The organism is Leptospira fletcheri (genome assembly GCF_004769195.1).
GTDB classification, from domain to species: domain Bacteria; phylum Spirochaetota; class Leptospiria; order Leptospirales; family Leptospiraceae; genus Leptospira_B; species Leptospira_B fletcheri.
Window position 1 is genome coordinate 183243 of the sequence record NZ_RQET01000009.1, and the last position, 24829, is coordinate 208071.

Genomic DNA, 24829 nt, shown 5'->3' on the forward strand with positions numbered 1-24829 from the left:
CGCAGCGGAAAAAATATTAGAAAAACGAAATGTAGTACTCTTGGTCTTTTTTCTGATGTACGCTTTTTCCTCCGTTTTAGTCTGGAAAAAATACGGATGGAATCCCAGTTCTCAAGTGAATTTCGGCCTAGAATTCTGCCAATTCAACGCGGATCGCACGCCGGAAGGGGCGGTCGTATTTTTGGGTGAAGAGGGAAATCTCGGATCCGGTTACGACGGCCAGATTTTTTACTTCTATTCCAGAATGCTTTCCGATTTCGGATTGGATTGGCCTAAGGGTTTCGAAACGAGCGTGAGGGCGCCGAGGATCGGGTATCCTCTCTTGGTTTCCCCTTTCGGATGGTTCGGTCGAACAGGTACGATCTTCGGAATGTACTTCTTGCATTTTTTACTTGTGGTTCTTTCCTTTTTCGCGCTTTACGATTTGTTACCGGAAAACCGAAGGTTCTTAACTTCGTTCTATCTTTTTTCCCCCTTCGCGTTGGGAGGCTATGTCCTTCTTGTTTCGGACGCAATCCTGGCGAGTCTTTTGATACTTTGTTATTGGGCGTACCGAAAGGATCGGTTTTTGCTTTTCTCCTTGCTGGGTGGACTCGCTCTTCTTACGAAAGAGCAGGCGCTTTTTCTGCTGTTTCCCCTCGGTTTGGATGCGCTTCTAAAAAAGGAATTCCGTCGAGCTCTTTGGGTTGCGAGTAGTCTTGTTTTGCCGTTACTCTGGAACGTTTATCTTCGTTCCGTTTTATCGGAATCTTCGCCGGCCAGGTTTGCGGAATTTTTTGATCCGTTAGGCGGCATTGCGGGATATCTCAGGGAGATTTATGAGGCTTTTTTTTCGGGGACATTGCCGGAGGAGGGCGGAAGGTTTCGAACGATCGCGAAGAAGTTCTCCCGCTTCCCCCTTCTCTTATTGTTTCTCAGCGGATGCGTTCTTCTCTTTCAAGGGAATCGAAAGAAGGGATTTCCGTTCCGTTTGGGAATGGGCCTGACCTTGTTTTCCGTTTTTTCGGCGGGCTATGTGTTGTATTGGGCTACGTACGAAAATATTTCCCGCATGTTTACGGTTTCCATTCCGCTTTTGGTGCTTTGGCAGTCCGAAGACGAAACTCTTTCCGCTCGGCATTACTGGGGGATTGTCGCGCTCGTGTTGGCGCTCTTTTTCGTAAAGATCGCCTTCATTTCCAAGCCGTTGGCGTATTCGATCTGGTAAGAGGTCCTACTTACGCTCTCCCATAGCAGAGGCGGGAATCTTGTACTGGGCTCCTATTCTGGAATTCGCTTTTGCCATCTCTTTCTTGTCCAATACCACTTCGGTTCCATCGTCTAACCTTAGAGAAACGATATCTTTTTTGGACTCCCGGACTTTCCGCATGAGGTCTTGGATGGAATTCACGGAAATTCCGTCCGCGGATTCCAGAATTCTTCCGAAAATGTCGTGGTATCCGTTATTGGATTCGTCGGGGATCACTTGGGATAGAAGTACGATGCGACTCTGGGGTTCCCCCAAAGAACGGAATTTGTGGTAATCGTACAGGTACAGCAGTTTTTTATCCACCCTTGATCTCCAGTCCTTTCCCCATTCCAAAAGATAATTTTCGGAAAGTTCGAGAAATAAGAAGCCGCCGTTTAAGTAATAATCGGGGCGATTGGAAGGGTCTCTATGAGGAATCCGGACGGCGGAATAAGGAAAGGGTTTTAAAGGGAGGTCCACTTCCATCTTCTTCTTATCCCTCAGGATCAGAACCGGAACGGTTTTCCCGATTTCGTAACCGAATTCGTCTCCGGCATGTGCAAGAAAGGAAAAAACCTGTTTGCCGTAGGTGGAATGTTCGAAATAGCCTTTGGAATCTATTTTCTTGCCGCCGAATTCTAGGACTACGTCTCCCGCCTTGAGCACTCCATCCGCGGAACTTCCGGGGAGTACTTCCGCTACTAGGATTCCTTCGTTTTTACCTGAGATTCCGTAGAATTCTTTTGTAGCGGAATCCGTGACAGGGCGATGACGGAATCCCTTGTATGCGATCCGATCCGATTTCCCGGAAAGTCCTAAAAATTTACGGATCAAAAAGGAAGGAATGGCTCTACCTGCGTTCTTATCTCCGGTAAAATCGAATAGAATGCCTGCGGCTTTTCCTTCCGAAACGATCACTTCCCCGTTTCCGTTCAGAGTTTCTGCGGAATTCACATCCAAGATCGGCAGCTCGATTTGGCCCTGAGGATAAAGGTCCAGATCCAGACTGAGCAAGGCTCCGCTCGCACTTTGTATAGATCCGGAATTATCCAATTGATAAATTGCGATCTGCTGAGGGTAGACGATTTTTTGCTGGAATTCCAGGGGCTTTAAGTCTTCGAAGAAACCTTTTTCCTCTACGGTCAATAACGCGAGGTTCGTTTCCGAATCGGTACGCGAGATCTCCGCTTTGGTTTCCGTATAAGAGGAGAATTTTTTGACCTCCACCAAAGTGGAATACTGCAGGATCTGCGCGGGAACTAAAATGCGATTTCCGTTTACTACTATCCCGACTCCTCTTCGAACCCGGGGATTCTTTTTTTTCCAAGGAGAAATGTAATCCGGTTCTTGGAAGGAGACCTTGATTTGAACGATGCTTTTTTCGAAACCGTTGTCGGACCGGTTAGAGACTGTTCCGGAACCTTTCATCTCGGAGTTTTTTTTCACCGGGGACTTGGACGGTTTTCCGTTTTTGGATTCGGTCGAGGAAACGGTAAAGACGAGAAGGAATGAGAGGAATAGAATGCGTAATTTCAAAGAATCACTCCAATCCGTATGTGGAGCGGATCTGTTTGTCGGCGGCTTCCGCTTCCGAGCGATCCAGAATCAGGGGGAGTTCCACATCCAGGAATTTCAATCTTAGATACCGATCTTTCGCTTTGGCCAAAGCGGATTTCAAATCCGCAAGACTGTTCACGGGAGAACCGTTGACCGACTCGATGACCAGATTTAAAAAATAATCGGAGGAAGAATTTACCGGATGCGCCAGTTTTCTGTACAGAACCACGTCCGCCTTTTTGGATCTGTTGATTCCGTCCGGAATAAAATATTTGTATCGGTAGAGGAATTGGCTCCCTCCGGAAGTATTTCCCGCACGGCTCCAAGTCGCGAGCAAATCCTGGGACATTTCCTGAAAGAGAAGACCTCCGATCATCGCATAATCGTACGGTGCATCGTATCTGTTCCGCATGAAATCGAAGTCGGGCATTCTCTTCGCCTCGAAGGAGATGTCCATAAATTTCCCCTCACGGAAAACCTTAAATCTGATCTTGTCTCCCGCGTGTTTATTGTCCACGTTCTCCGTAAAATCCACCCTCGCGTCCTTGTCGAGAGTGGTGGTCCCGTTTCGGCCGATCGGGCTTCCGTCGATTTCCGTAAGATAATCCCCTTCCTTCAAATATCCGTCCGCCGAGCCGTGGGGGAGGATCCTTGTGACGAACACTCCTTCCAGCCCGTCAGGAATTCCTTTCGCTTTTCTAAGCGAGGTGTTAAACGAATTCAAAAAACTGATTCCGAGTTCGACGTAACCGTCGTAACTTCCGTCCTCTATGTCCGTGAGGAAATGTCGGATTACGTTCGTAGGGATGAGATAGCCTATGTTTTCTCCCTTTGTCGCCACTTGAAACGCGACTCCGACAGCCTTGTCTCCCTGGATTGCAGGCCCCCCGGAATTCCCGGGGTTGATGGCGGCGTCCACTTGGAGTACCAAATGGCTGTCTACCGAAGAGTGGGAATATTCCGATTGTTCCTTTCTGGAAACGATTCCTCGGGTGACGGAGACCTTATTCCCTCCGATCGGATATCCTACCACAATCAAAGGAGAGTTCAATTCCGGAATTCCTCCGAGTTCTAGATCCCGGGAGTCCTTATAAAACGTTCCGTCCTCCGCTTCCAAAATAGCGAGGTCACAATCGTGGGCGATGAAGAGAATCTTGACTCTATACCATTCCGTCTGGTCGTATCTTTGCACTTGGATAAATTTCGCGTTGGATACCACGTGTGCATTCGTAAGAATCCGCTTGTTTCCGATCAGGAATCCGGTTCCGGAGCCGGCCCGGACCCCGTCCGTGGTCCAAGGGGAATACGGATTGATCGCCTGGGAATAGACTTTAATCTGAACTACGGCTTTTCGGATTCCGTCGAAATCCGTTTTTTCCTCCGCGGTTGCGGGGACGGAAATGAGAAAGATAAGAATCCCTAGGGAAAGTTTTTTCAGAGCAGACATCGAGCGTCAATGGCCCTCGAATTCGCAGATGGAATAGACTTCTATTCCCAAATCCCTTTTTAGTTTGGAGGCTCCACCCAAATCGGGCAAGTCTATGATCACTCCCGCTTCCGCCACTTCGGCTCCTAGGCGTCTCAATAATCTGGCAGCGGCGAGCATGGTACCTCCCGTCGCGATCAGGTCGTCCATCAAAAGAATCCTGTCTCCCGGAGTGATGGAATCCTTATGGATCTCGATAACGTCTTTTCCGTATTCCAGATCGTATTCTTCCGTTACGGTCTCCGCGGGAAGTTTTCCTTTTTTTCGGATCGGAATGAATCCGGCGCCCAATTGAAATGCTACCGGAGCCCCGACGATAAAACCCCTTGCTTCGATTCCGGCCACTTTCGTGATTCCTTTACCGGTATACCGGTCCACAAACGTACCGATCGTAAGCGCCAAGCCTTCCGGATCGAGTAACAAAGAGGTAATGTCTCGAAAAAGGATACCCTTCTTCGGATAATCTGGAATGGTTCGGATTTTTGATTTAACGACGGACATAGGCTCGAAGTCCTATTCCAATCTTCGGAAGCGCGGGAACAATTCTTTTTTGGAAGCCGCCCTGATTTAAGAGCGGCTCCCATTCGGTTTTAATACGCTTTTGCCCGTAAGGCGGCGATCCTTTCGTCTAGAGGAGGATGGGTGGCAAATAGAGAAGCCAGTCCTCCTGCTCGGTTCGAGATCTTAAGAGTGGCGATGGATTCTCCTCTTTGGTCCACCGGATCCATAGTAAATCCGGCTTTCAATCGTTCCAATGCCGCGATCATATTGCTCCGTCCCGCCAATCTCGCTCCGCCGGCATCGGCTCTATATTCTCTGGCTCTTGAAACGTAGGCGACCACGATGGAACCGAGTAGGCCGAAGACCATGACCAGAACTTGCTGGATCATAAAGCGCATAAAATAGCCTCCACCTCCGTCTCTTTCGTCGTTCCGACTCAATTGAGAGGCGATAAGAGTACTTACGATCCATGCGAAGAAGAACACGAAAGAATTCACCACACCTTGTACCAAGGTCATGGTTACCATATCGCCGTTGGCGACGTGGGACAATTCGTGACCGAGTACTCCGTCGATTTCTCCGCTATCCATTCCGTTCAATAGTCCGGTGGAAACGCAGACCAAGGCACTGGATCTACCGGGACCCGTCGCGAACGCGTTGACTTCCGGAGATTGGTAATATCCTACTTCCGGCATGGGAAGTCCTGCGGCGTCGGCCAATCTTTTGACTCTGGCGACTAGGTCTCTCTGCCATCCTGAGGCCGTGTTCGGATCTATGATCTCCACTCCCATCGCCATCTTGGCGGTGAATTTGGAAATCATCAGGGAAATAAAAGCTCCTCCCATCCCCCAAACCGTGCAGAATAGAAGCAATCCCCCGTACGAAATCCCGGATTTCTCCAAGTAGCCGGCGAGGCCGGTGATCCTGATCAAAAATGCGATCGTAAAGACGACGGCCAGGTTTGTAATCGCAAACAATCCGATTCTACGAATCATCCACATAGGTGAGTTTTTCTCCTTATCTATAGAAACATTCGGGATCCAAAGTTCCCTCGGGTGTTCCTTCCCGGTTTCATATTAGACTGTTCTCGGTTCCTTTCTCAGAAAAGAAGCTAACAGAAAAAGCGCTGCCAGAAGCAGATACCCCTTAGCAAACGGGCCGAAATTCGGTTCGAAAGGCGTCAAAATCGCGTTTCCGCGCAGGGAATAAGCGTGGATAAATCCGGTCGCCGAAAGCAATACTCCGGTCAAGCTGGCAAGGATCGCCTTTTTAAAATCCCGATCGATGACGAAGGTAGCGATTGCAGCCCATACCATAGAAGAGAGTAAGAAACCTTGGGAAAGGCTTAAGAGGCCTTCCAACGGGTACGGAAAAATCGGTTGGTTGGGAGGAACGAGAGAAAGCCAGAGATTCTGGGTTTGGGAAGCGGCAGCCGTTCCTTCGATGGCCTTCGTTAAAATCGGGTCTACGTAATTGAACGTACTTTGGATCAACAGCACTCCCCAGCCGGCGAGAGCGGGGAGGAGTCCGATCACTACGGCCGGAGCATGTCTAGTCGGTGTGGCTTCGAAGGCCTGGGAGCCGATGACGATTCCGATCCAGAGTACGATTGCCATGCCCGCCTCGATCGGAATCAATTTGGAAAGAAAGCCCATCAATCCGAAGAAGGCGGCCAAGGTCATAAAGATTCCGTTCAGAGTCGAATAACCCGCCCTAGCGCCCAATGCTTTCCAACCCGGATGACCGATGTAAATCGTAGTCGGAAAAGGGGATCCGAAAAAGGCTCCGGCCACGGTTCCGAGTCCGTTCACCAATAAGGAATTTCTGGTATTGAATTTGTCCCCGGCGGCTTCTGCGGATTCTATGTTCTGCAAGGAACCGATTACGTTGAAAATTCCCATAGGAAGGATCACGGAAAGATATTCCCGAATGTCCGCTCCCGAAAATAAGGAAAAGATTTCTCCGGCACTCCATACGGGAAGGTACAATCCGACTCGGAAGGAAGACTGGAGTGCATCCGCATCCATGATCGCTTTTCCGGAAAAATAAGGAGAATACCAAGCGAGCAAGGTTCCGGCGATCACCGAAATCAACCCCCCCGGAATTTTAAAGGGGAATACGACTCTTCCGAAGTATTGCAACAATATGATCCCGAAGGGAACGAATGCGACCAGCGGATTCTGAAACGTACGGATCAGAAAATCCATAGAGATAAACGTGAGCGCGATTCCGGCGAGAGCGGAAAGAAGGGCGGCTCTGGGAGTCGCCTTGCGCACTCTCTCCGCTACAAAGGCCCCCGACATTTCGATCAATCCGGAGAGAAAACTGGCCAGCAATCCCATTGCCCAAGCGGCCTTGTAACTTCCCGTCTTCAAGTAAACGGGGAACATGACGAAGAATACGAAGGCGAACAAAGAAACCGTATTGATCCCGTAGGGAAGTGCGGTAACGTCGCTTCTCCCTTCCGATTTGGCCAGTTGCCTGGCCTGCCAAGCATAGAATACATTCCCCAACAAAAGGGACACGGCAGCGCCGGGAATCACAACACGGAAGACGAACTCTTGGGGCATTCCGCAGGGACCCATGCAAAGAGTGACTAAAACGAGAATTTGGATTAGGTTATCGATCATCAAGCCGAAGAAACCGTCCAGATCCCCCGGCACGAACCAATTGTGTTTGCTCATTTTTTGTTCTTACTCCCGAAATCCACTTCGATGACGTTGTCTTTGCGTTTTTTCCCTTTCGATTTCGATTCGTTCCCCTCTTCTTGCGGAAGTTCCGAAGAGGGTGTTCCGGAATTTTGCTCGTCTTCTGCGGAACGACGATCTTCCAATTTCCCCAAAAAGATTCTCATTTGAGAGACGGTTTGTTGGGATTTGTCGAAGTAACGGAATACGCTATCCCAAGGGATAAAAACCTCTTCCCAAGTGTACCCGAATTGGAGTTCCGCATAAACCCAATCCTGCTCGATTCGGATGTCCCGAGTGGCTCTAGGTCCGATGACCAATATGATCCCGGATTCCGGTTCGTCTCCGATCAATCCACGTTTGCCTATCTTCAGATCTGGGTGAGGCATCGCGTGCAAGTAGAACGTCCCGAATCTCTCCCAATAGAGGGAGAAGAGCTGTTTTTTGAACTCGCGGAGGACCGTGCTATCTTCTGGGTTATGATCCATTCTTTCCTATGATCCTGGCTTCCTCTTCCGTGATATAATCCTTATGAATCTTATATTCCGGTACGAGCTCCTTGAATCTCAAAAAGATTTCCTTTTCCTGGTTGGAGCGTGCGGCATTCAATAGGGCTTGGAAACGTGCTTGGAAGCTGCTAATATCATTGTCTTCCAAGGGCGCTGCAATCCTGATTTTCGGGTGGTGGGTTTTTTTGATGCCTTCTAGATCTAACAGCAGTTCTTCGAACAATTTTTCCCCAGGTCTCAAACCCGTGAATTCGATCGGAATATCTATGTAAGGACGAAGTCCGGAAAGTCGGATCATCTCCTCCGCTAGACTGAGGATTCGAACGGGTTCTCCCATTTCCAGAAGGAAAATTTCTCCTCGTTCTCCCATGGATCCCGCCTGGAGGACCAACTGCGTCGCTTCCGGAATCGTCATAAAATAACGTATGACTTCCGGATGAGTCACCGTGACCGGTCCGCCGTTTTGGATCTGTTCTCGGAACCTAGGAATCACCGATCCGTTCGAGCCCAACACGTTTCCGAATCGGACCGTGATGAATTTCGTACGGGTTTCTCGGGATACATGCTGGATGTACAATTCCGCTACGCGTTTGGAAGCTCCCATGATATTCACCGGGTTTACCGCTTTGTCCGTGGAAATCAGAACGAAGCGTTCTACTCCCGACAGACGGGAAATATCCGCCACATTCTTGGTCCCCAGAACGTTGTTCAAGACCGCTTCGCAGGGATTGGTTTCCATCATTGGTACGTGCTTGTAAGCGGCCGAATGGAAGACCACTTCGGGGGAATGCGCTTCGAACACGGAGCTGACTCTGGAAAGATTCTTCACGTCCGCGACCACGGGAAAGAATTCGATTTCGGAATCCGGAAAGATTTTTCTAAGCTCGTAATCGATCTCATAGAGAGGAGTTTCCGAAGAATCTACCAGAATGAGTTTCGAAGGTTGGAAGACCGCGACCTGTCTGCAGATCTCGCTCCCGATCGAACCTCCCGCGCCCGTTACTAGGATGGATTTGCCTCGGATATAAGAACGAATGGATTCGATTTCCAAATCCACGACGGGTCGTCCGAGTAGGTCTTCCACCCGAATCTCGCGGAGTTGCTGGATCTTAGGAGAGTCGAAGAGGAGGGAGCCGATGGAAGGAAGAATCTTAAAGCCTACCTCGGTGGACTCGAACGTCTTGAGCAATTTTCCGATCAATTTTCCGTCCGGGTTTTTGATCGCTATGATAACCTGTTTGATCCCTAATTTACGGATGGTGTCTTCCGCCTTGGAAATATTTCCGAGAATGGGAACACCCTGGATCAAAGCGCCGATTTTACTTTCGTCGTCGTCCAAAAAGCCGACTGGATTCAATTTCAGTTCGCTATGCCGGCGGAATTCCGAGAGTAGGGAAGCTCCCATTTTTCCGGCGCCTAAGATCAGCGTAGGAGCTCCATGCTCTCTCGTTTTGCGAATGATGTACTGGTCCCGAAAAATTCTCCAGGAAAGACTTCGAAGACAAAGAAAGCTGAGAAGAAGAATCGTATCGAGTACCGGAACCATCCGGGACATCTGATCGAATCGGTTATAAAATAGTAGAACTGTCGTGGCGATGAAGGAGGACAGTACGGTTATTTTAATGATTTCTAAAAGATCATGTATGGACGCATAAGCCCAGATGGAACGATAGATATTGGAAAACAGAAAAACGACGGAACGACAGGCGACTACGATCACCAAAGGAATCAAAAAGGTATCCGTTCTTTGGAGAAAGGAGAGAGATTCGAATCGAATCAAGTGGGCCAAAAAGTAGGACAGGACCATAAAGCAGAGATCCAAAGGAAAGATCAAGGTCCGGCGGTTCCAATGTTCCATTAAGGAAAAAAATATCTTTAAATGCTAAAAGTCCAATCTTTTTGGGTTTTTTCGGTTGCGGAAATCGAGAATCTAAACGAATCTCCCGTGTAGATCCGTGAAAGAATTAATCGTCAACCTGGAAGGGAAACTTGACTTGCAGCTGGGGGCGGCATTTCGGGAAAAGATAGGGCAGGTATTATCCTCGGAACCCTATAAGATTCTTTTGGATGCATCGGGCATCGGAGATTGGGAACTGGGGGCACTCGACCTGATCCGAGAGGCTGCGACCAGTCATTCGGAATCAAAATTTGCCGTATGCAATCTAGTACAAGGTTTAGGCGAAGAATGGAAACTCTCCGGTTTGGCAAAAGAAATTCCGACGTTCTCCTCCAGAGAAGACGCCAAGTCCTTTTTAAACCGGGAATCGGATGCAAAGGAAACGGCATCTCCCGGATTCGTAGCATGTCCGATCTGCTTCCAGACTTTGAGAGTGCAAGGAAAAGGGAATTATCGCTGCCCGGCTTGTTCCCATACTTTTTATCTGACCGCGGATTACAGAACGGCTAGTTTCGAAAAACTGTTTTAACCGCGCGAAGAATGCGCCCGAACTCCTCCGGTAAAGAAATTTCCGAAGATAGTGCTTGCCACAAAAGCGCCGGAAGGGTCTTTTTTTAATATGAAAGAGACCTCGCCCTCTTCTAATCCGAGTTTTTTAAATCGTATTCGTTCCGGCTTCACGGGAATCCTTCGCCTTTTTTATTCCGGGATCCGGGCAAAACTCGCCTTATTTACGGGGAGTCTGATCGTACTGACGATTTTCATTCTCTCGGTGATTTACGTGAAGCAGCAAACCGAGATTTTGACGGATAGCTACGAGAGAGAGGCGGCCATTTCCAGGAGATACATCTCCTCCTTGGTCTTGGAGTTGGACAATATTTCCCAGAGTCTGATCCGTATCGAAGAGTTCCGGGATAGGGTCAGCAAACAAACCGAGGCCTTAAAGAAATATAGAACCACCAAGACTTTGGTCCAGGAAAAAAAGGTCTCCTTTTTCGGGATCAAGACCAGTCTTTTTGGAGCTTTAGGAAAAAATAAAATTCGAAAAACCTTGGACACGTATTATTCGGAATATTTGTCTAAGGGAGACATCGAAGTTCTGGAAAAGAACGTCAAGGCGCAGTTGCAACAGAACGGAGGTCATGAGCCGGTCGGAGAACGGGAATTTTCCCAACTCCAACATTTGGCGAAGCAAGTGGTCTTTGCGGAAAGGGACGCTTCCTTATTGCGCAAACGATTGTACGAGGTAAAAGAAAATCGGGAAAAAATGGACGCAACGGAACTCTCGGCCTTGGAGGAAGACGTCCGAGAAAAATCCCTTCTCGCTCGTAAGAGAAGGTCCGCGATGGACTCTAAAATCGTCCAATTGCTCGCGGATTCGCGTCGAAAAAAAATCAAGGACTTGGGATTGGATACGGGAAGATTCCGAATCCAGACTTTTCCTCTTTCCGGAATTCTTCCCGGGCAGGACTCCGAGCCTACTTTGGATACCCGTATCTTCGATCCGGAATCCCCGTTAAACGAAATTTCCTTCGATTCCAGTTTGGAGGAAGGCTTAAAACGTTCCTTGAATACGTTGGTGGAAAAGGTGGGAGTTACGGGAGAGATTCCCCCCGACTCTTTCCAACATACCGGTTTGGAATTGCAGGCATTGTATTCCCCTCATTTTCGGAATCCTGCTTCCACCGAAAGAGCCAAATTGGTGGAGGCGTCCCGGAATCAACTCGGAGCCTGGAGTTCCTATCTTTCGGAGGAAAGGGCGATTCTTGTAGATCTTAACAAGATTCCTCCTTTGTTATCGACTAGATTAAAGGAATTACGGGAAAAGAAACCGCCCGTTCCTCCGTTTAAGGACAAAGAATTCCGCAAACAATATGAGAATTACGAATCTCTAATACGAAAACGGGATCTTCTTTTCGCCACATACAAAAGGAATCATCCTCCGAAAGAGGAGGAACAGTCACGGGTGGAGGCGCTAGGATCGATCAGAGACTCCGCTTTGGAGGACTTGGTCCTCTTGCGTTTTCGTCCCGACGGATCGGATTACGAAAGATCCCTCCGATCGGAAGAGGAAAGCCGTATTTTTCGGGAGCGGTGGGCCAATCTCCGTCAGTGGATCTATTCCGGGGAGAGCGAAACTCCTACCGCGAAATTGAAAGCCTTATTTCCGGACGGTATCATCGGAAACAGTCGTACGGAAGCGGAACAAATCCTCTGGAAATTGGATACGGTCCCGCTTCTATCGGGCGAAGGCGACGACGTTCCCACGATCGTACTAAGTTCGAACTTTTCCGGACTGATCCGAACGATTGTGGATAGAACCGAAGGTTTGAAATCCATCCGAAACAACCGGGATCGCGCGGTCTTGTCCGCACTCGGAATTTGCGGTTTTTCCATCTTTTTGGCCATTTTTATTTCCGGAATCGTAGTACAGAGAATCAAAAGATTGATCCGAGATGCGGAGGAAGTCGGAGGGGGAGACTTGAACGTCGAGTTCGAACCCGGAGGAAACGACGAATTCGGAAATCTCTCCGTGGCTTTAAATCACATGGTGGGAGGTTTACGCGAGCGGGAAAAGATCAAAGGTATTTTGGGAAGTATGATCGACCCGGTCGTGATCGGCGAAGCCATGAAGGATCTCGCGGCCTTAAAAAGAGGAACGGAAAAAAGGGTCACCGCGTTTTTTTCCGACGTGGCCGGTTTCTCCGCCATCAGCGAAAAATTGAGCTCCGTGGAGTTGGCGGAACTTTTGAACGAATACCTGTCCGCCATGACCCTGATCTTAAAGGATCACGAAGGCGTCTTGGACAAGTATATCGGGGACGCGATCGTGGGTATTTTTAACGCGCCGGTGGAAGTGGAGCAACATTGTCTAAAGGCGACTCGTGCCTCTTTGAAGATGCTGGCGAAATTGGAGGAACTTCGCAAATCCTGGGAAAAAGATCATAGATATATTCCCGAAGCCAGGGCGATGCAAATTAGGATCGGCTTGAACACCGGATTGGCGAAAGTCGGGTTTATGGGAACCGATGCACTCGCTTCCTACACGATGATGGGCGATACGGTCAACTTGGCTGCGCGCCTCGAAGCGGCAGGCAAGGATTACGGAGTGTCCATTCTAGTCTCCGATGCCGTATACGGAGAAATCAAGGATTCCATTCTCACCCGCAAATTGGATCTAGTGAGGGTCAAGGGGAAGACGGAACCCGTCGTATTGTACGAAGCGATCGCGGAAAAGAATACATCTATTCCGACTTCGATCCGGGAATCCATCGCTTTGTACGAAGAGGGAATCTCTCAGTATTTGGAAAGACGTTGGGACAAAGCAGTTCGTTGTTTTCAGGAATCGGAAACCGTAAAGAAGCAAAACGACAAATCTGTACATTTGTTGATTGATCGCTGCAAAGAATACTCCAAGAACCCTCCTCCCGCAAATTGGGACGGAGTTTATACCAGAGACCACAAGTAAGGAAATTTAAATCCGGAATCCGGTGAGTCTTTCCGATTTCCTTTTCAGCGAGACGGAAAGGTTTTTGTCTTCGGCCAGTAAGATCGCTTTTCGTTTTGCCCTCGTTAACGCGGTGTACAGGATCTCTTTGCGCAATAATTCGTTCGGGGATTCCGTTTCGGCGGAAGGATCCGGCGGATATAGAATAAATACATGATCGTATTCGGAACCTTGGGATTTATGCACCGTAATCGCGAACGCAGGTTCGTGGGGAGGCAAGGTATCCAAAGCAAAGTCCCGGATAGTTCCGTCCAGAAAGAAAACGGCACGCATCTCGGTTTCCCCAGTAATCGTTTCGAACTCCAGGACAAGTCCGGTGTCTCCGTTAAAAAGACCTCTAGAACGGTCGTTCTTTACGATCAAAATAGGAAGTCCCGGAAAATAGATCCGAGTACCCAAATGAATCGTGCGCATCTTCGTTTGTTTCAAAAGTAGGCGGATGATATCCCTGTTAATCCCTTCGCTTCCAAATTCTCCTTGTCTTAAAATCGTCAGGATTCGCGTATGATTCAGATCGGTTCTGAGAAATTCTGCCAATCGCTTCGGATCGGAACGGATTTTTTCCAAGGAAGAAAATCCGGGGAGTAGGCATTTCTCCACGTAATCGCTTAAAAAACGGATGCGATCCTTTTTTAGATCGATTTTGCTCCGGTAAAAGCCATCTCGGATCGTCCTTTCCTGTACTTCGCTTAACGATGGGGAAGGTTGGACGGAAAAAGTCGCTTTTAAAAGGGAATCCGGGTCGGCATCGTTCGAAATGCATTTCCGTGCCGCGTCGAAAATCGCCGAAGCGTTTCCCGTTTGCCTACGTCCCGTCCTTAGTTTGTAGAAATTCTCGGAACGGGAAATACATTCCGCCAGATCGGAAAGGACGGCGCCCGCTTCTACGCTCGGAAGTTGGTCCGCGTCTCCGAGCAGGACGATCCGAAATCGATCCTGTTTTGCATCCGGTAAGGAGAGTAAAAGGGAATGCATCAGATCCAAATCCACCATAGAAACTTCGTCCACCACGACCACTTCGTACGGAAGACGGAAGTCCTTTCCGTACTTGTAGCTCCTGGTTTTGGGATCGAATCTTAATAACCGATGCAAGGTTGCCGTGGTTAGATTGTACAATTTCAGATCCATCGGATCCGTACCGGTTCCTAGCTTCAGAGTGTTCTCCAAAGATTCTTTCAATCTTTGCGCGGCCCTGCCGGTGGGAGCCGCCAATCCGATCCGAACAGGATCATATCCCAAACGGACCAGCGCCCGCAACAAGCTCGTAACCACCGTGGTTTTTCCGGTACCGGGGCCTCCCGTAAGCACGAAAAAAGGAGAATGGAGAGCGGCTTCCAAAGCTTCCCTCTGTTCTCCTTCCCCACAAAGAACGGTTTCCAAACTCTCTCTCCGCAATACTAGAGGGGAGCGTTCCGTAATTTCCTTCAGAACTTCGGGGATTTGCTTTTTTTGACTCTCCGGTAGATTCCTGTTTAATAGGCTTCGGAAAATTTCCTCGGACGAGGTCAAGGCATCGAAGGTTTTACGAAAATATAGGACTCCGTTTCTGGATCGAAAGAAAGGATTGTCCTTGTCCGAAAGAGAATCCCGGGGTTCGGGGATTCCCAAACTTCCCGTTCGCAATGCGGTTAAGAGAAGGGAATTCCGTTGGAAAAGATCCCCCTGCTCGGTTTCCGGAAGAACTCTATGCATCTCCGAAGTCAGAAATCGGATATATTCCGGGTCGGCGGCTCCGATTTCCTCGGTCATAGCTGTATTCCTTTTTCCGAATGTTTCCGATCTAAAGCATCAAGAACGGTACGTCTGGAAATTTCGACGAATTCCGGATCGATTTTTTGGAAGAAAATTCCCGAACTAGAACGATTCGGATCCATCCCCCTCAAAAAGAGGAAATACATGCCGCCGAGTAGATTCCGATCGTATTCGGCTCCGAATCTGGCTTGCAACCATTCGTTTAACACTAGAGAATAAAGTGCCAATTGGAGCGAATAGACTTCCTCCACCTTTCTTGTCAGATCCGCTTCGGAGTAAGAGGAGCCTTCCAGACGATTGGATTTCCAGTCTACAATCCAGTACTTGCCCTCCGAAAAAAAGATCATATCCACGGTTCCGTTTAGGAATTCCTCCTTTTCGGACCGGCCCGTCGAAAGTTTGAGAAAGAAATCCACCTCGTGCTTTCTTTCGGATGAAGATAAGGCCGCAAGGCAATCCAAGCTAGGAATTTGGGGAAGGGGAGAACGAAGAGTGTTCCGGAGCATCGATAAAATCTTTTCGGCGAAGATATTTCTTTCTTCTTCGTCCTTTCCGAATCCGTATTCCCTCAGTAATTTTTTCACCTCCGAGATATTCTGTTCGCCTAGGTCGGAACGGAAAAAAGAGGAAAATTCAAGCCTCTCTAAAAGCTGGTGCAGAAGATTTCCCATTCGGTTCGAGGACGGAAGTTCTTCCGATGGGAAGGAGAGGGGAATTTCCTCATCCGTTCGGAAGAGTTCCGACTCCGGTCCGAATTTGATTTCGGGAGGATTTAAAAACCGATCCAAGGAAGAATAACTTTCCAAACGGATCCTTCTATGTTCGCAGTTTCGGGGCCAGAGGAGAGGACTTCTCGCAGGTTCCTGCTCGGAAGCGGGGGGCTGCAACTCTAGCAACGTCCTTTTTTCCGAGGGGAGACCGGAAAGGATCTCCGCTGAATACTTTCTCTGTTCCTCGTTCCAAAAGATTTTAGAAATATGAGAGGTAGTAGAAGGATGCTCCGCCGTCTTTTCAAAGGAGGAACGGAATAATTCCAGAGGGCGATCCGAGGACGGTTCGGAAAGCAGAGGGAAGTAGAATTTGTACATGGCCCGAGTGACAGCAACATAGTACAACCGTTTGTCTTCGTTCTTTAGATAAGTCAGATATTTTTCCGGATGCCCCTTGGTGAGATCGAGAATCTTACGACTTTTCGGTTCTGTAGCGTTTGCGGAAACCGTTTCCCTGTATTCGTAATATTTCTTTTGTGAAAGGGACCAACCGGAGAACCCACCTATCAGGAATACGAACGGAAATTCCAAACCTTTGCTGGAATGTATGGTCAGGATTTTGACCCTATCCTCTTCCGTTTCCCGAGACAAGGATTCGTCCTTTTCCGCGCTCGCTTCCGCGGAAATCTTGGTGTCCAACCAATCTAGGATCTCCCGAAGGGAAAGATCGTTTTCGGAAGCCTTTTCCGTTAGCAGAGAAAAGATCTGCTTGAAATTCGCGATCCTTCTTTCCCATTCCAGAGTCAATTCGGAATCTCTAGGTCTCGCCAAAAGACTTTCCGTAGTCAGGGAGCGGAATAAGGCAGGGAAGTCCTTTTTTCGTGCGAATCTTCTCCAAGATTCGATGCGTCTTTTTTCTTCCGATTCCAGGGAATATTCGGCATAAAGATGCAGACGATCCGGAGAGATCTCGAACAGATCCGAAAGTAAAAGTTTGTAAAAAGAATCAGGTAACCCTTCGTCTTCTATACAGGATAAAATCTGCCTGCAACGAAAGGCCTCGTTAGAGGAAAAGAGTCCTCTTTTGCGGATATTCGAATAGGGAATTCCCGCGATCTTAAGATAATTCTCCAGCTCTCTTGAATCCTCTTGGTTTCGTATAAGAATCGCGATATCTCCGAATTCCACTTTGCCCGAATAGGGTTGCTTGTTGTGTTTTTCCTTTCGGATAAAAATTTCCGCTTCCGGTGAAACGAGATGTAAAATTTCCGAAACGACGAACTTCGCGTAGGGCTCTCTCAATCCTTGTTTATTCGATCCGACCGGAAGAGAGAACGCGTTAAGAGCTCCCCTCCCGCTTTTGTCCGAGTACAAAACCGCTTTTCCGCCTTCGTACGCTGCTTGTACTTTCGAATAACGGATAGGCTCGAATCCGGGTTCAGAGATCGGAAACCAAGTTTCCCCTCCGGAAGAAAATAGGTCGTTGTAAGAGGCGACCAATTCGGGCAGAGACCTGCGGTTCGTGTCCAACTCCGGATACACCGCGGAGACGGAGGAAAAAGCTCCTCCTTGATCCATATAAGCCCTCGCAGCCAGATATGTTCCTATGTCCGCTCCTCGGAATCCGTAAATCGCCTGCTTTGGATCTCCGATCAGGAACAAACGGTTTCTATTCGAATTTTCCTCCAGGAACACGGTTTTAAAAATCGAAAATTGGCTCCAGTCCGTATCCTGAAATTCATCCACGATCGCATAATCGAATCTTCTTCTGAGTTCGCTTAATAAGTCAGGGTTATCCGAAACGGATCTGGCAAGATTTCGGATCATATCGTTATAAGTGATTTCCCCGCTTCCGTTTTTTTCGAAGGGAGTTTCCTTTACGATCTTTTCGGCGATTTTTACGACGAACAAGGCCGCTAGATTTTCCAGAGGGGTCAGGCTTTTCCTTACCCCTTCACGACAATTCCGGTATTTTGCGACGGCCGGATCGGGTCCTGCTTTCGTCAATTCCTCATCGGAGAGCAGTACGCTTCCGATCCCGGAATCTTTTCTCTTGAGGCGGCCGATTTCTAGAATCGCCCTCGTGAGCTCCTCTTCTTGAAAAGGATCTAACGCCATCATCGCGTTTTCCATTACGGATTCGAAGACAGTTTGTCTTTCCGCTAGGGCCTTTCTCGTACTTGCGTGCAAGGATTTCAGCACGGGCGCCTGGCTTTCTTTGAGTCTGTGGTATTCTTCGTTTAACGATCGAAAAACGCTCCGGATCTTCTCCTGATCCGGAAAGGATCCGGAAAAAGGATCCGGAAGGAAAAATGTGGAATCCGGAGAGACTTCTTTTTTACCCGCTATTTCCGCAAGAAAGCTCTCCCAGGTATCTCCGGTAAATCCGTTGTCGAAAGATCTTCTCAGTTCCAATAGGGTCAATACCAGACTTTCCGCAGGGAGTTCTTCCGTAAATTCCGAGCGAAGATGGGAATCCAAGAGACGGCGCAATGGTTCTTCTTCCGGAACCAATTTCGGGTCGGATGGAGTCCCCGTTTCCAGGGAATATTCCTTCAGAATCTTATTGCAAAATCCGTGTATCGTGGAGATGGTCGCCTGGTCCAGACGACCTAATTGCCCTAGGAAATATTTTCTTTCCAACTCTAGATCCGGGTCCGCAGAAAGACCCGCTTCCAAAACCCGAATCCTGTCCTTGATTCCGTGTCTGATACGGGAGCGGAGTTCTGAAGCTGCTTTTTCGGTATAGGTCAGCACGAGTACGGATTCTATTCCTCTTTCGGGTTCATCCGAGCCGGAGGAAAGAAAATACGTATGCAGAATTTTTAATACTAAATAGACGATCGTATGGGTCTTCCCCGTTCCGGCTGAGGCGCCTATAAATCCGTGTTTGGAAAGATCTATATGGTCCGCGTAAGAGGGAGGAAGACCAGGAGAATTCCGATTCATGAAAACAACCCTCTAAAAACAGGATCGTATAATTTCTCGGACAATTCGAATGCGTTCGTCGGGACTAAGCGTTTCGGGGAGGGGAGGAGACGGAGAGTTGCCGGGACGTAATCCGAAAGTTCGTATTCCAAGGATTCGTGTACCCATTGGAGGAATTCCCGCCCGAGTTCTTCTTTCTCCTTTCCGCCGGAATCGAAAAGAGTTCCCGATTTTCTTAGAGGAAAATCCTCCCAAAAATCGGGGGAGAGGAGAGGTCTCTCGGCACCGAGATATTCCTCCGTTAGATACTTTAAAAATTCCGTCCTCTCGGAACCGTTTTCCTCGAATTCCAAAATTTCAGGAGCTCCGTCTCTGGCCGTATATCCGAAAAGGACGGATACGGTTTTCGGGGAATGTTCCGTTCGTACGAGATCCAAAATCGATTGGATCAGAAACGGCTCGATTCCATTCTTTAATTTTTTCTTGGAGTTGGGATATACTAGGACAATACTCCGCATTTCTGGAGAGAGAAAGATCGACTCCTTGAGTCCGGTAAATCGGATGCGAGAGCCGTTCTTTAGAGTAAGTGTCGGTGTCGGAAGCGTCAGAATTCTACCTTGCTTTGTGGATTCTCCGAAAGAAATCGCTTCGTAAAAATCTCTGTCTTCCAGTAAGGGAGAAATTTTGCTCCAAGAACGTTCGAATCTTTCCGAAAGAAGAATCTCTTCCACCCGACCGTATTTGCCTCTAGGCAAAAATCCTTTCTTTCCGAAGGCGGAGATCGCTTTTTCCCGGGATTCCCGAAACAATTCCAAGGAATCTTTCGGAACCGATTTCTCCGAAAGGGCTTTGAAAAAAAGCTCCCATGACTTCGTTAATATTCTTAACGGGTCCGACAATCGGAAGGGTTCGCTGCTCGAGGGATTGTCCTCCTTTTGCTCCTCTACGAACAGACCGAATTGGCTCCTTAGGAAATGTTGCAAAGGAGAGCGCCAGAAGCGGATCAAATCCTTCAAATCGAGCGTAATCTCAGCTTCGGTTTCCGATCTTACGTCCGGTTTTCTTATCGGATCAACCGAGCGAGGGTTCCGAAAATCCAGAAATGTTTTAGAATATTCTACTTTATCTTTTTCGAATCCATAAGCGGCGGAAGAGGAAATATCGTAGGTTTCGAAGTATCGGATCCGAAAATCCTTTCCTTCCGGTCTCGGCTCGAAATATTGCCGGCTATGTTTGTTCAAAGGGAGAAGAACGCGCGTACTTTCCTCCGGGTGAAGAACGTAGTCTCTCAGCACTTGTTCCATTTGCAGGATAGACGGAGAAGGAGCCATTTCCTCCTCCGAACTAGAATCCACGGATACGAAAGAGAGATTCAGGCTTTCTTTGGCAGAGAGAACCGTTTCATATAACAATAATTCGTTCAATTGTCGATTCGTGACATCGCCGTCTCTAGGAGACAGGTGTCTTAAGTTGAAAGCGGAGCGATCCTCGGAACCGGGAAATTCGACTTCTCCGAGGCCTAACAGAAAAATATGCCGAAACGGAATGGGTCGCATCGGTTGGAGGGAAGAGACTGTGATTCCTCCGGTCAGATATTTTCCTTTACGGATCGGAATTCCCTCGCAGGATTCCCGGACGAAAACTTCCAGAAATCGCAATCGATCCTCGAAATTTCCGGGATCCCATGCCTTTCCTCGTAAGGAACCGAATTTGGAAAAGAGTTCGGATGCGATGGAATTTTCCTCGGGAGAATCTTCGGTCGGACCTAATAATTCGCGAAGAAAGGAGGTAAAAGAATCCAAGCATCCGTCCGGGTCGATTTCGGAGCGTCCGCATTCCTCCGTGACCCGGTCCGTCATTTCTTCCAAACGTTTCCAGGTTCCGATCCATAGTTCTACGGTTTTTCGATCGGAGGCGGAATAAGGGGAAAAGGAAGTCTCTTCTTCCGCGACGGTAGGGAGAACTTCTCCCATTGATAAGCGAAGAAATCCGTTCCGGAAGGAAAACGGAAGCGGAGGACCTTCCTGGGAATCGTCCAAAAAAAGCGAAAGCTCTCGGGAAAGTTCCTCCCATTCGCGAACCGTTTCGGCGGAGATATCCCATTTTTTTTGGAAGCAGGAATTTCGGAATAAGGCAAAGAATTCCGTCCTGGAACGTTTGCCTAAGAGCAAAGGAAAGACGGATAGAATTCCGTTTAAAAACGGACTGGTTTCTCCCGCTCTGATGTCTTGGATCGTATACGGCAGAGTGCGAACGGAAAATTCGGGGGATCCGTTTTCGTTTATCAATTTTGCGGGAATTCCCCCGTCGAAGACGGATTGGATAGCGGGTCTGTATTGGGATAAATTCGGACAAAAGATTCCGATATCCGTCAAGTTCAACGTCGGATCTTCGTCCAGCTTGGAAAGAATTATGTGAAATACCGCTTCCACTTCCCGAAAGATTCCCGGAGCTTCCAGGATGACAAGGCTAGCATCGGAGTGTTTACGGTCCGAAAGCGCATTCGGGCCAACGAGTAAGTATTCTTGGAAAGAGGTAAGAACGCTTTTATCTTTCCTTTCTCTAACGGAAGATACATTCCGAATCGAAGCCCCCGTTAAGTTCCAACTTGCAAATAAGGATCGGAAGGGAGATGCCCATCTGCGGCAAGGAAGAGATATGCTTTCTTCGGTACCGGCGCTATCCCGGGGGAGCCCGAATTGATAGGCTTCCAGAGATAGCTCCGGAAATAATTTCTTAAATAGAGCGAGATATGTCTGGGAAAGTTGGGACAGACCGAATAAATATAATTTTTTCGATTCTAGGTTTCCGTTTTCCGGTCTCGGGCTTTGTTTGCGGTTTCCTGCTTGCATCGCATATTGAACCAAAGTTTTGGAAGAGGCTGCGACCGCGGCGTACAGTTCTTTCTGGAGAAAAAACATCTGGGATTTGGTGGCGATCTTCTCTTCGATATCCTGTTCGCCCAATCGTAAATATTCGGTTTTTCCTCCCAGCCAATTCCGAATCCAGTCTTGCCTGTGCAGTTCGTAGTCCTTAAAATAATTCGCGATCTTCCCGGAAAATTCGAATAAGCGGGTCGGATCTATGTTTTGTCTACCGGAAGGAATCAGGTAGGATCGTAAGGAAGGATACCGCAAAAGAAATTCAGGGTGGTTTTGAACGTATTCGTAAATGAGGAATTTTCTTTCTTCCGGTCGAGCGAAGGCCTGAAAGTCCGGGTCGGACCCGTATTTTCTTTTCAATAATTCCTCGATCGCTTTTTCTAAAAAGAGAAACCGAAGGTTAAAGACTACGCCTTTCCGCTTCGCGAATTCCAAGTACAGCCAGGTTTCCATGCTCTTGTTCGGAATGACCACCAAGGGGCTGTACAATCCGTTTTCTTGTTCGAGTTCTCCGGAAATCGAGTCCTGTAAGATCCGAGCCAACTCGGATAGGTCATTGGAGGAAAATACTCTGACGGACATGGGAAAGCCTATCCAATGTAGAGAAAGGAATCACCGAGAAAAGGATTTTTCTCGGATAGATTGTGCGGTAGAAGAAACAGGAACGATCAAAAAGGAAGGCTTTTTTCGTATTTTGAGACGGATCGACTTCTTCCGATAATCAACATTATGTCGCTTAAATTTTCGAAGAATCGGGTTCAAGAAACGCTCGTATAATTCGCGGTTGTTATACGAATTTGCGCGAAGCGAACGGTCCGCAATCGGAATATGATTCTCAAGTGAGGTTCCTCATGGCGTACAACGAACAACTGACGAACCGAGTTAGAACTGCGCTCCAACATTTACCCGACGTAGAGGAGAAACGGATGTTTCGCGGCGTCACCTTTATGGTGAACGGTAAGATGTGCATCGGTGTCGGAGATGACGAATTGCTTTGCCGCATAGATCCCTCTCTGCACGAGGATGCGATTCAGAGAAAAGGCTGTCGAACTATGAATATGAAAGGCAAAGAATACAAAGGCTACGTACTCGTCGGCAAAGACGCAATCAAAACGAATAAAGATTTTGATTACTGGATCCAACTTTCTCTCGATTTCAACAAGACGGCAAAAAGTTCTAAAAATCGAAAGAAGAAATAAATCGTAGAGCCGATCAAACGCGAAAAGCAAGGGACCTACTTCGGGATCGCTTGAATCACCTCTTCTAATGTCGTATGTGATAACGTTTCCAAAACGGCTTGGTCCGCCTTTTGTAAAAAAGGTTTTAATATTTGTTTCATATGACAACTGACTTGGCAGGCTTTCTGGACACTCCCGTCGTTCTCTTTCAGGATCGGGGAAGGTGTCAGTGCATGATAAATCTCGCCCAAGGTGACCGACTTCGGATCCTTGGACAAAAGAAGTCCGCCTCCTTTTCCCTCCTTTGATTCGATGATCCCCGCCGCTTTTAAAGACCGCACTAGATTTCGTATGACTACCGGATTCGTATCTACGCTCTTGGCGATATCTTCGGAAGTCACGGGAGAAGAGTTTTTTCTTTGGTGGTAACCTACGACTGCAAGCGTATGAACGGCGACGGAAAATCTTTTATTAGCGGCCATGAGAAACGGATTCCGAGAGTAACGCAAATTTCGTCTCGGTCAATCGGGTTCCGAGGTCGCCGATCGGAAAAAGGAACGGGGAATTTCCCCCGTTCGAGCATATTATAGGAATTTGGACAGAATTTTTCGAGTTTCTTCCCCGATTCTTTTTCGAAGCTCACCGTTCAATGCCAGGCCGGCCAGAGGGACCTGAACCCGATCTTCGAAATACTGTCCGGAAATTTTTTCCAGCCCGGGCGCGTCCGCGAGATAGATCGAGGTTCTAGCTCCTTTTTCAGGAGAGATAAAAAATAGGTTTTTTATCCCTGAAAAGACGAATCCGATGGGGCCCTTCAAATCCCTGGCAAGGGACGTATTGACTACTCCCGGGTGCAAGGAATTCGCCGTCGTTCCGCTTCCTTGCAGTCGATCCGCCAATTCCTGGACGTAAAAAATATTATACAATTTGGAATCCGCGTACGCCTGAATCCAGGAATATTTTTTTTCCAGCGAAAGATCGGACAGATCGGGCTTGGCATTCCTATATAATTTGGAGCTTACAGCGACGATTCTTCCCTGGTCGGCGGCCTTTACATTCTCCAATAAGAGTTCGGTTAACAAAACATGCGCCAAGTGATTGACCGCAAAATTCATTTCATATCCGTCTTTGGATACCTGTCTTTCGGGAGACATCAACCCTGCATTATTGATTAAAGCGTCGATTTTCGGAATTTTTTTCCGCACTGTCTTGGCTGTGTTTGCCACGTTTTCCAGGGAAGAAAGATCGCCCGCGATAAAGTCCACGTTTTGGTTTCCCGTTTTCGCCCGAATTTCCTTTGCCGTCGCCTCCGCCTTTTCCGGATTTCGAGCGATCATAGTGACCGACCAACCTCTTTCGGCCAATCCGCTTACGGTCGCCTTCCCGATTCCTTCCGTTCCTCCGGTAATAACCGAGTATTTCATTTGTACTGTTTTCCTTGGTAGTTTTCATTTAGACCTCCGAAGTGTAGGAAAGCCTTCTTACGGATCCGTCGGAATGGAAAAAAATTTCGGTCGGACCGAAGTTCGGAAATGTAGGAACTTTTGCGACGGTAAGTCAAGGAAAAGTGAAATATGCCGATTTCTAACGATTTCCGATCGTAGAGCTAGTTCTATGCTTCCATTTTTCGTCGATGAGGCGGAGAATAGAACTCGGGCGCTACCGTGATTTCTAATGAATATTTTTTGAGCACTTCCGATAAAAATCCTCGGTTCGGCTTTTATAAGATGATAAAGGACTTCGCTTATAAAAATGACCGCCGGGGTACAGTCGGATCGGGGTCGAATTCGATCGTATGCTTATCGGAATTTTTCGAGGCTCAAGTAACATTAGTAAATTGGGACATTGTAGTTCGGTTAATATTCTTAGTATACTTAGCCGATTTAAATCTTACAAATACCGGAGCGGAATGACTCAGGTCGTTTTGTTTTTTCGAAGTATAGGCGGAAAAAGAGTTTCGGTACAACTTATGGTAAAGAACACTATCCACCGACTTAAATAGAAAC

Annotated in this window: 16 protein-coding genes; 4 read left to right on the forward strand and 12 right to left on the reverse strand. The window is 48.0% G+C overall.

The annotated features are described in order from the left end of the window. Positions 1–13 precede the first annotated feature (13 nt). Positions 14–1207, forward strand: a complete 1194-nt coding sequence (locus EHO60_RS12930; RefSeq protein ID WP_135768779.1) for an AZOBR_p60025 family cell surface glycopolymer formation protein — start codon at positions 14–16, stop codon at positions 1205–1207. Positions 1208–1213: 6 nt separating this feature from the next. Here the strand turns inward: EHO60_RS12930 and EHO60_RS12935 are convergent, their stop codons facing one another. The 7 genes from EHO60_RS12935 to EHO60_RS12965 all read right to left on the reverse strand — a co-directional run bounded on the left by EHO60_RS12935 (position 1214) and on the right by EHO60_RS12965 (position 9826). Continuing rightward, the gene (locus tag EHO60_RS12935; protein WP_135768617.1) at positions 1214–2764 is read right to left on the reverse strand and encodes a PDZ domain-containing protein; all 1551 of its coding nucleotides are present in this window, start codon (positions 2762–2764) and stop codon (positions 1214–1216) included. 4 nt (positions 2765–2768) lie between these two features. Continuing rightward, on the reverse strand, positions 2769–4232 hold the full coding sequence (locus EHO60_RS12940; protein ID WP_135768618.1) for a S1C family serine protease: 1464 nt from the start codon (positions 4230–4232) through the stop codon (positions 2769–2771). Between the two features lie 6 nt (positions 4233–4238). After that, positions 4239–4772, reverse strand: coding sequence for an adenine phosphoribosyltransferase (locus EHO60_RS12945; protein WP_135768619.1), 534 nt, complete (start codon positions 4770–4772; stop codon positions 4239–4241). Positions 4773–4861: 89 nt separating this feature from the next. Continuing rightward, entirely contained in the window at positions 4862–5773 is a 912-nt protein-coding gene (htpX, locus tag EHO60_RS12950; RefSeq protein ID WP_135768620.1) for a protease HtpX, read from the reverse strand. A gap of 75 nt (positions 5774–5848) precedes the next feature. Further along, positions 5849–7456 (reverse strand): NCS2 family permease, encoded by a 1608-nt coding sequence (locus EHO60_RS12955; protein WP_135768621.1) that lies wholly within the window; start codon positions 7454–7456, stop codon positions 5849–5851. After that, positions 7453–7947 carry a ClpXP protease specificity-enhancing factor SspB gene (locus EHO60_RS12960; protein WP_135768622.1) on the reverse strand — a complete coding sequence of 165 codons (495 nt, stop codon included), beginning with the start codon at positions 7945–7947 and terminating at the stop codon, positions 7453–7455. Before EHO60_RS12960 ends, EHO60_RS12955 begins: the two co-directional genes overlap by 4 nt. Beyond that, positions 7937–9826: a polysaccharide biosynthesis protein gene (locus EHO60_RS12965; protein ID WP_135768623.1), complete on the reverse strand. Its 1890-nt coding sequence runs from the start codon at positions 9824–9826 to the stop codon at positions 7937–7939. The genes EHO60_RS12960 and EHO60_RS12965 overlap by 11 nt, the downstream gene beginning before the upstream one ends. Positions 9827–9923: 97 nt before the next feature. On the opposite strand from EHO60_RS12965, the gene EHO60_RS12970 reads away from it, so the two are divergent. Then, the gene (locus EHO60_RS12970) at positions 9924–10394 is read left to right on the forward strand and encodes an STAS domain protein (protein WP_135768624.1); all 471 of its coding nucleotides are present in this window, start codon (positions 9924–9926) and stop codon (positions 10392–10394) included. Positions 10395–10484: 90 nt separating this feature from the next. After that, positions 10485–13334: an adenylate/guanylate cyclase domain-containing protein gene (locus EHO60_RS12975; RefSeq protein WP_135768625.1), complete on the forward strand. Its 2850-nt coding sequence runs from the start codon at positions 10485–10487 to the stop codon at positions 13332–13334. A 6-nt stretch (positions 13335–13340) separates the two neighbouring features. On the opposite strand, the gene recD is transcribed toward EHO60_RS12975, so the two are convergent. The 3 genes from recD to EHO60_RS12990 are packed head-to-tail and all read right to left on the reverse strand — an operon-like array spanning position 13341 to position 22227. Then, positions 13341–15122: an exodeoxyribonuclease V subunit alpha gene (gene recD, locus EHO60_RS12980; protein WP_135768626.1), complete on the reverse strand. Its 1782-nt coding sequence runs from the start codon at positions 15120–15122 to the stop codon at positions 13341–13343. Next, the gene (locus EHO60_RS12985) at positions 15119–18784 is read right to left on the reverse strand and encodes a UvrD-helicase domain-containing protein (protein WP_135768627.1); all 3666 of its coding nucleotides are present in this window, start codon (positions 18782–18784) and stop codon (positions 15119–15121) included. Before EHO60_RS12985 ends, recD begins: the two co-directional genes overlap by 4 nt. Beyond that, positions 18781–22227, reverse strand: coding sequence for an exodeoxyribonuclease V subunit gamma (locus EHO60_RS12990; protein ID WP_135768628.1), 3447 nt, complete (start codon positions 22225–22227; stop codon positions 18781–18783). The genes EHO60_RS12985 and EHO60_RS12990 overlap by 4 nt, the downstream gene beginning before the upstream one ends. Before the next feature lie 269 nt (positions 22228–22496). Between EHO60_RS12990 and EHO60_RS12995 the strand changes: the two genes are divergently transcribed. Further along, the gene (locus tag EHO60_RS12995; RefSeq protein WP_135768629.1) at positions 22497–22844 is read left to right on the forward strand and encodes a TfoX/Sxy family protein; all 348 of its coding nucleotides are present in this window, start codon (positions 22497–22499) and stop codon (positions 22842–22844) included. Positions 22845–22879: 35 nt separating this feature from the next. Here the strand turns inward: EHO60_RS12995 and EHO60_RS13000 are convergent, their stop codons facing one another. After that, the gene (locus tag EHO60_RS13000) at positions 22880–23305 is read right to left on the reverse strand and encodes an RrF2 family transcriptional regulator (RefSeq protein ID WP_135768630.1); all 426 of its coding nucleotides are present in this window, start codon (positions 23303–23305) and stop codon (positions 22880–22882) included. 102 nt (positions 23306–23407) lie between these two features. Beyond that, positions 23408–24247, reverse strand: a complete 840-nt coding sequence (locus EHO60_RS13005; protein ID WP_135768631.1) for an SDR family oxidoreductase — start codon at positions 24245–24247, stop codon at positions 23408–23410. Between the last annotated feature and the right edge of the window lie 582 nt (positions 24248–24829).

What these genes read in the sequence shown, in the direction of transcription:
- recD (WP_135768626.1), bottom strand. Translation starts at nt 15,122, where the DNA reads ATGACCGAGGAAATCGGAGCCGCCGACCCGGAATATATCCGATTTCTG.
- EHO60_RS12965 (WP_135768623.1), bottom strand. Translation starts at nt 9,826, where the DNA reads ATGGAACATTGGAACCGCCGGACCTTGATCTTTCCTTTGGATCTCTGC.
- htpX (WP_135768620.1), bottom strand. Translation starts at nt 5,773, where the DNA reads ATGTGGATGATTCGTAGAATCGGATTGTTTGCGATTACAAACCTGGCC.
- EHO60_RS12960 (WP_135768622.1), bottom strand. Translation starts at nt 7,947, where the DNA reads ATGGATCATAACCCAGAAGATAGCACGGTCCTCCGCGAGTTCAAAAAA.
- EHO60_RS12990 (WP_135768628.1), bottom strand. Translation starts at nt 22,227, where the DNA reads ATGTCCGTCAGAGTATTTTCCTCCAATGACCTATCCGAGTTGGCTCGG.
- EHO60_RS13005 (WP_135768631.1), bottom strand. Translation starts at nt 24,247, where the DNA reads ATGAAATACTCGGTTATTACCGGAGGAACGGAAGGAATCGGGAAGGCG.
- EHO60_RS12995 (WP_135768629.1), top strand. Translation starts at nt 22,497, where the DNA reads ATGGCGTACAACGAACAACTGACGAACCGAGTTAGAACTGCGCTCCAA.
- EHO60_RS12945 (WP_135768619.1), bottom strand. Translation starts at nt 4,772, where the DNA reads ATGTCCGTCGTTAAATCAAAAATCCGAACCATTCCAGATTATCCGAAG.
- EHO60_RS13000 (WP_135768630.1), bottom strand. Translation starts at nt 23,305, where the DNA reads ATGGCCGCTAATAAAAGATTTTCCGTCGCCGTTCATACGCTTGCAGTC.
- EHO60_RS12940 (WP_135768618.1), bottom strand. Translation starts at nt 4,232, where the DNA reads ATGTCTGCTCTGAAAAAACTTTCCCTAGGGATTCTTATCTTTCTCATT.
- EHO60_RS12985 (WP_135768627.1), bottom strand. Translation starts at nt 18,784, where the DNA reads ATGAATCGGAATTCTCCTGGTCTTCCTCCCTCTTACGCGGACCATATA.
- EHO60_RS12955 (WP_135768621.1), bottom strand. Translation starts at nt 7,456, where the DNA reads ATGAGCAAACACAATTGGTTCGTGCCGGGGGATCTGGACGGTTTCTTC.
- EHO60_RS12975 (WP_135768625.1), top strand. Translation starts at nt 10,485, where the DNA reads ATGAAAGAGACCTCGCCCTCTTCTAATCCGAGTTTTTTAAATCGTATT.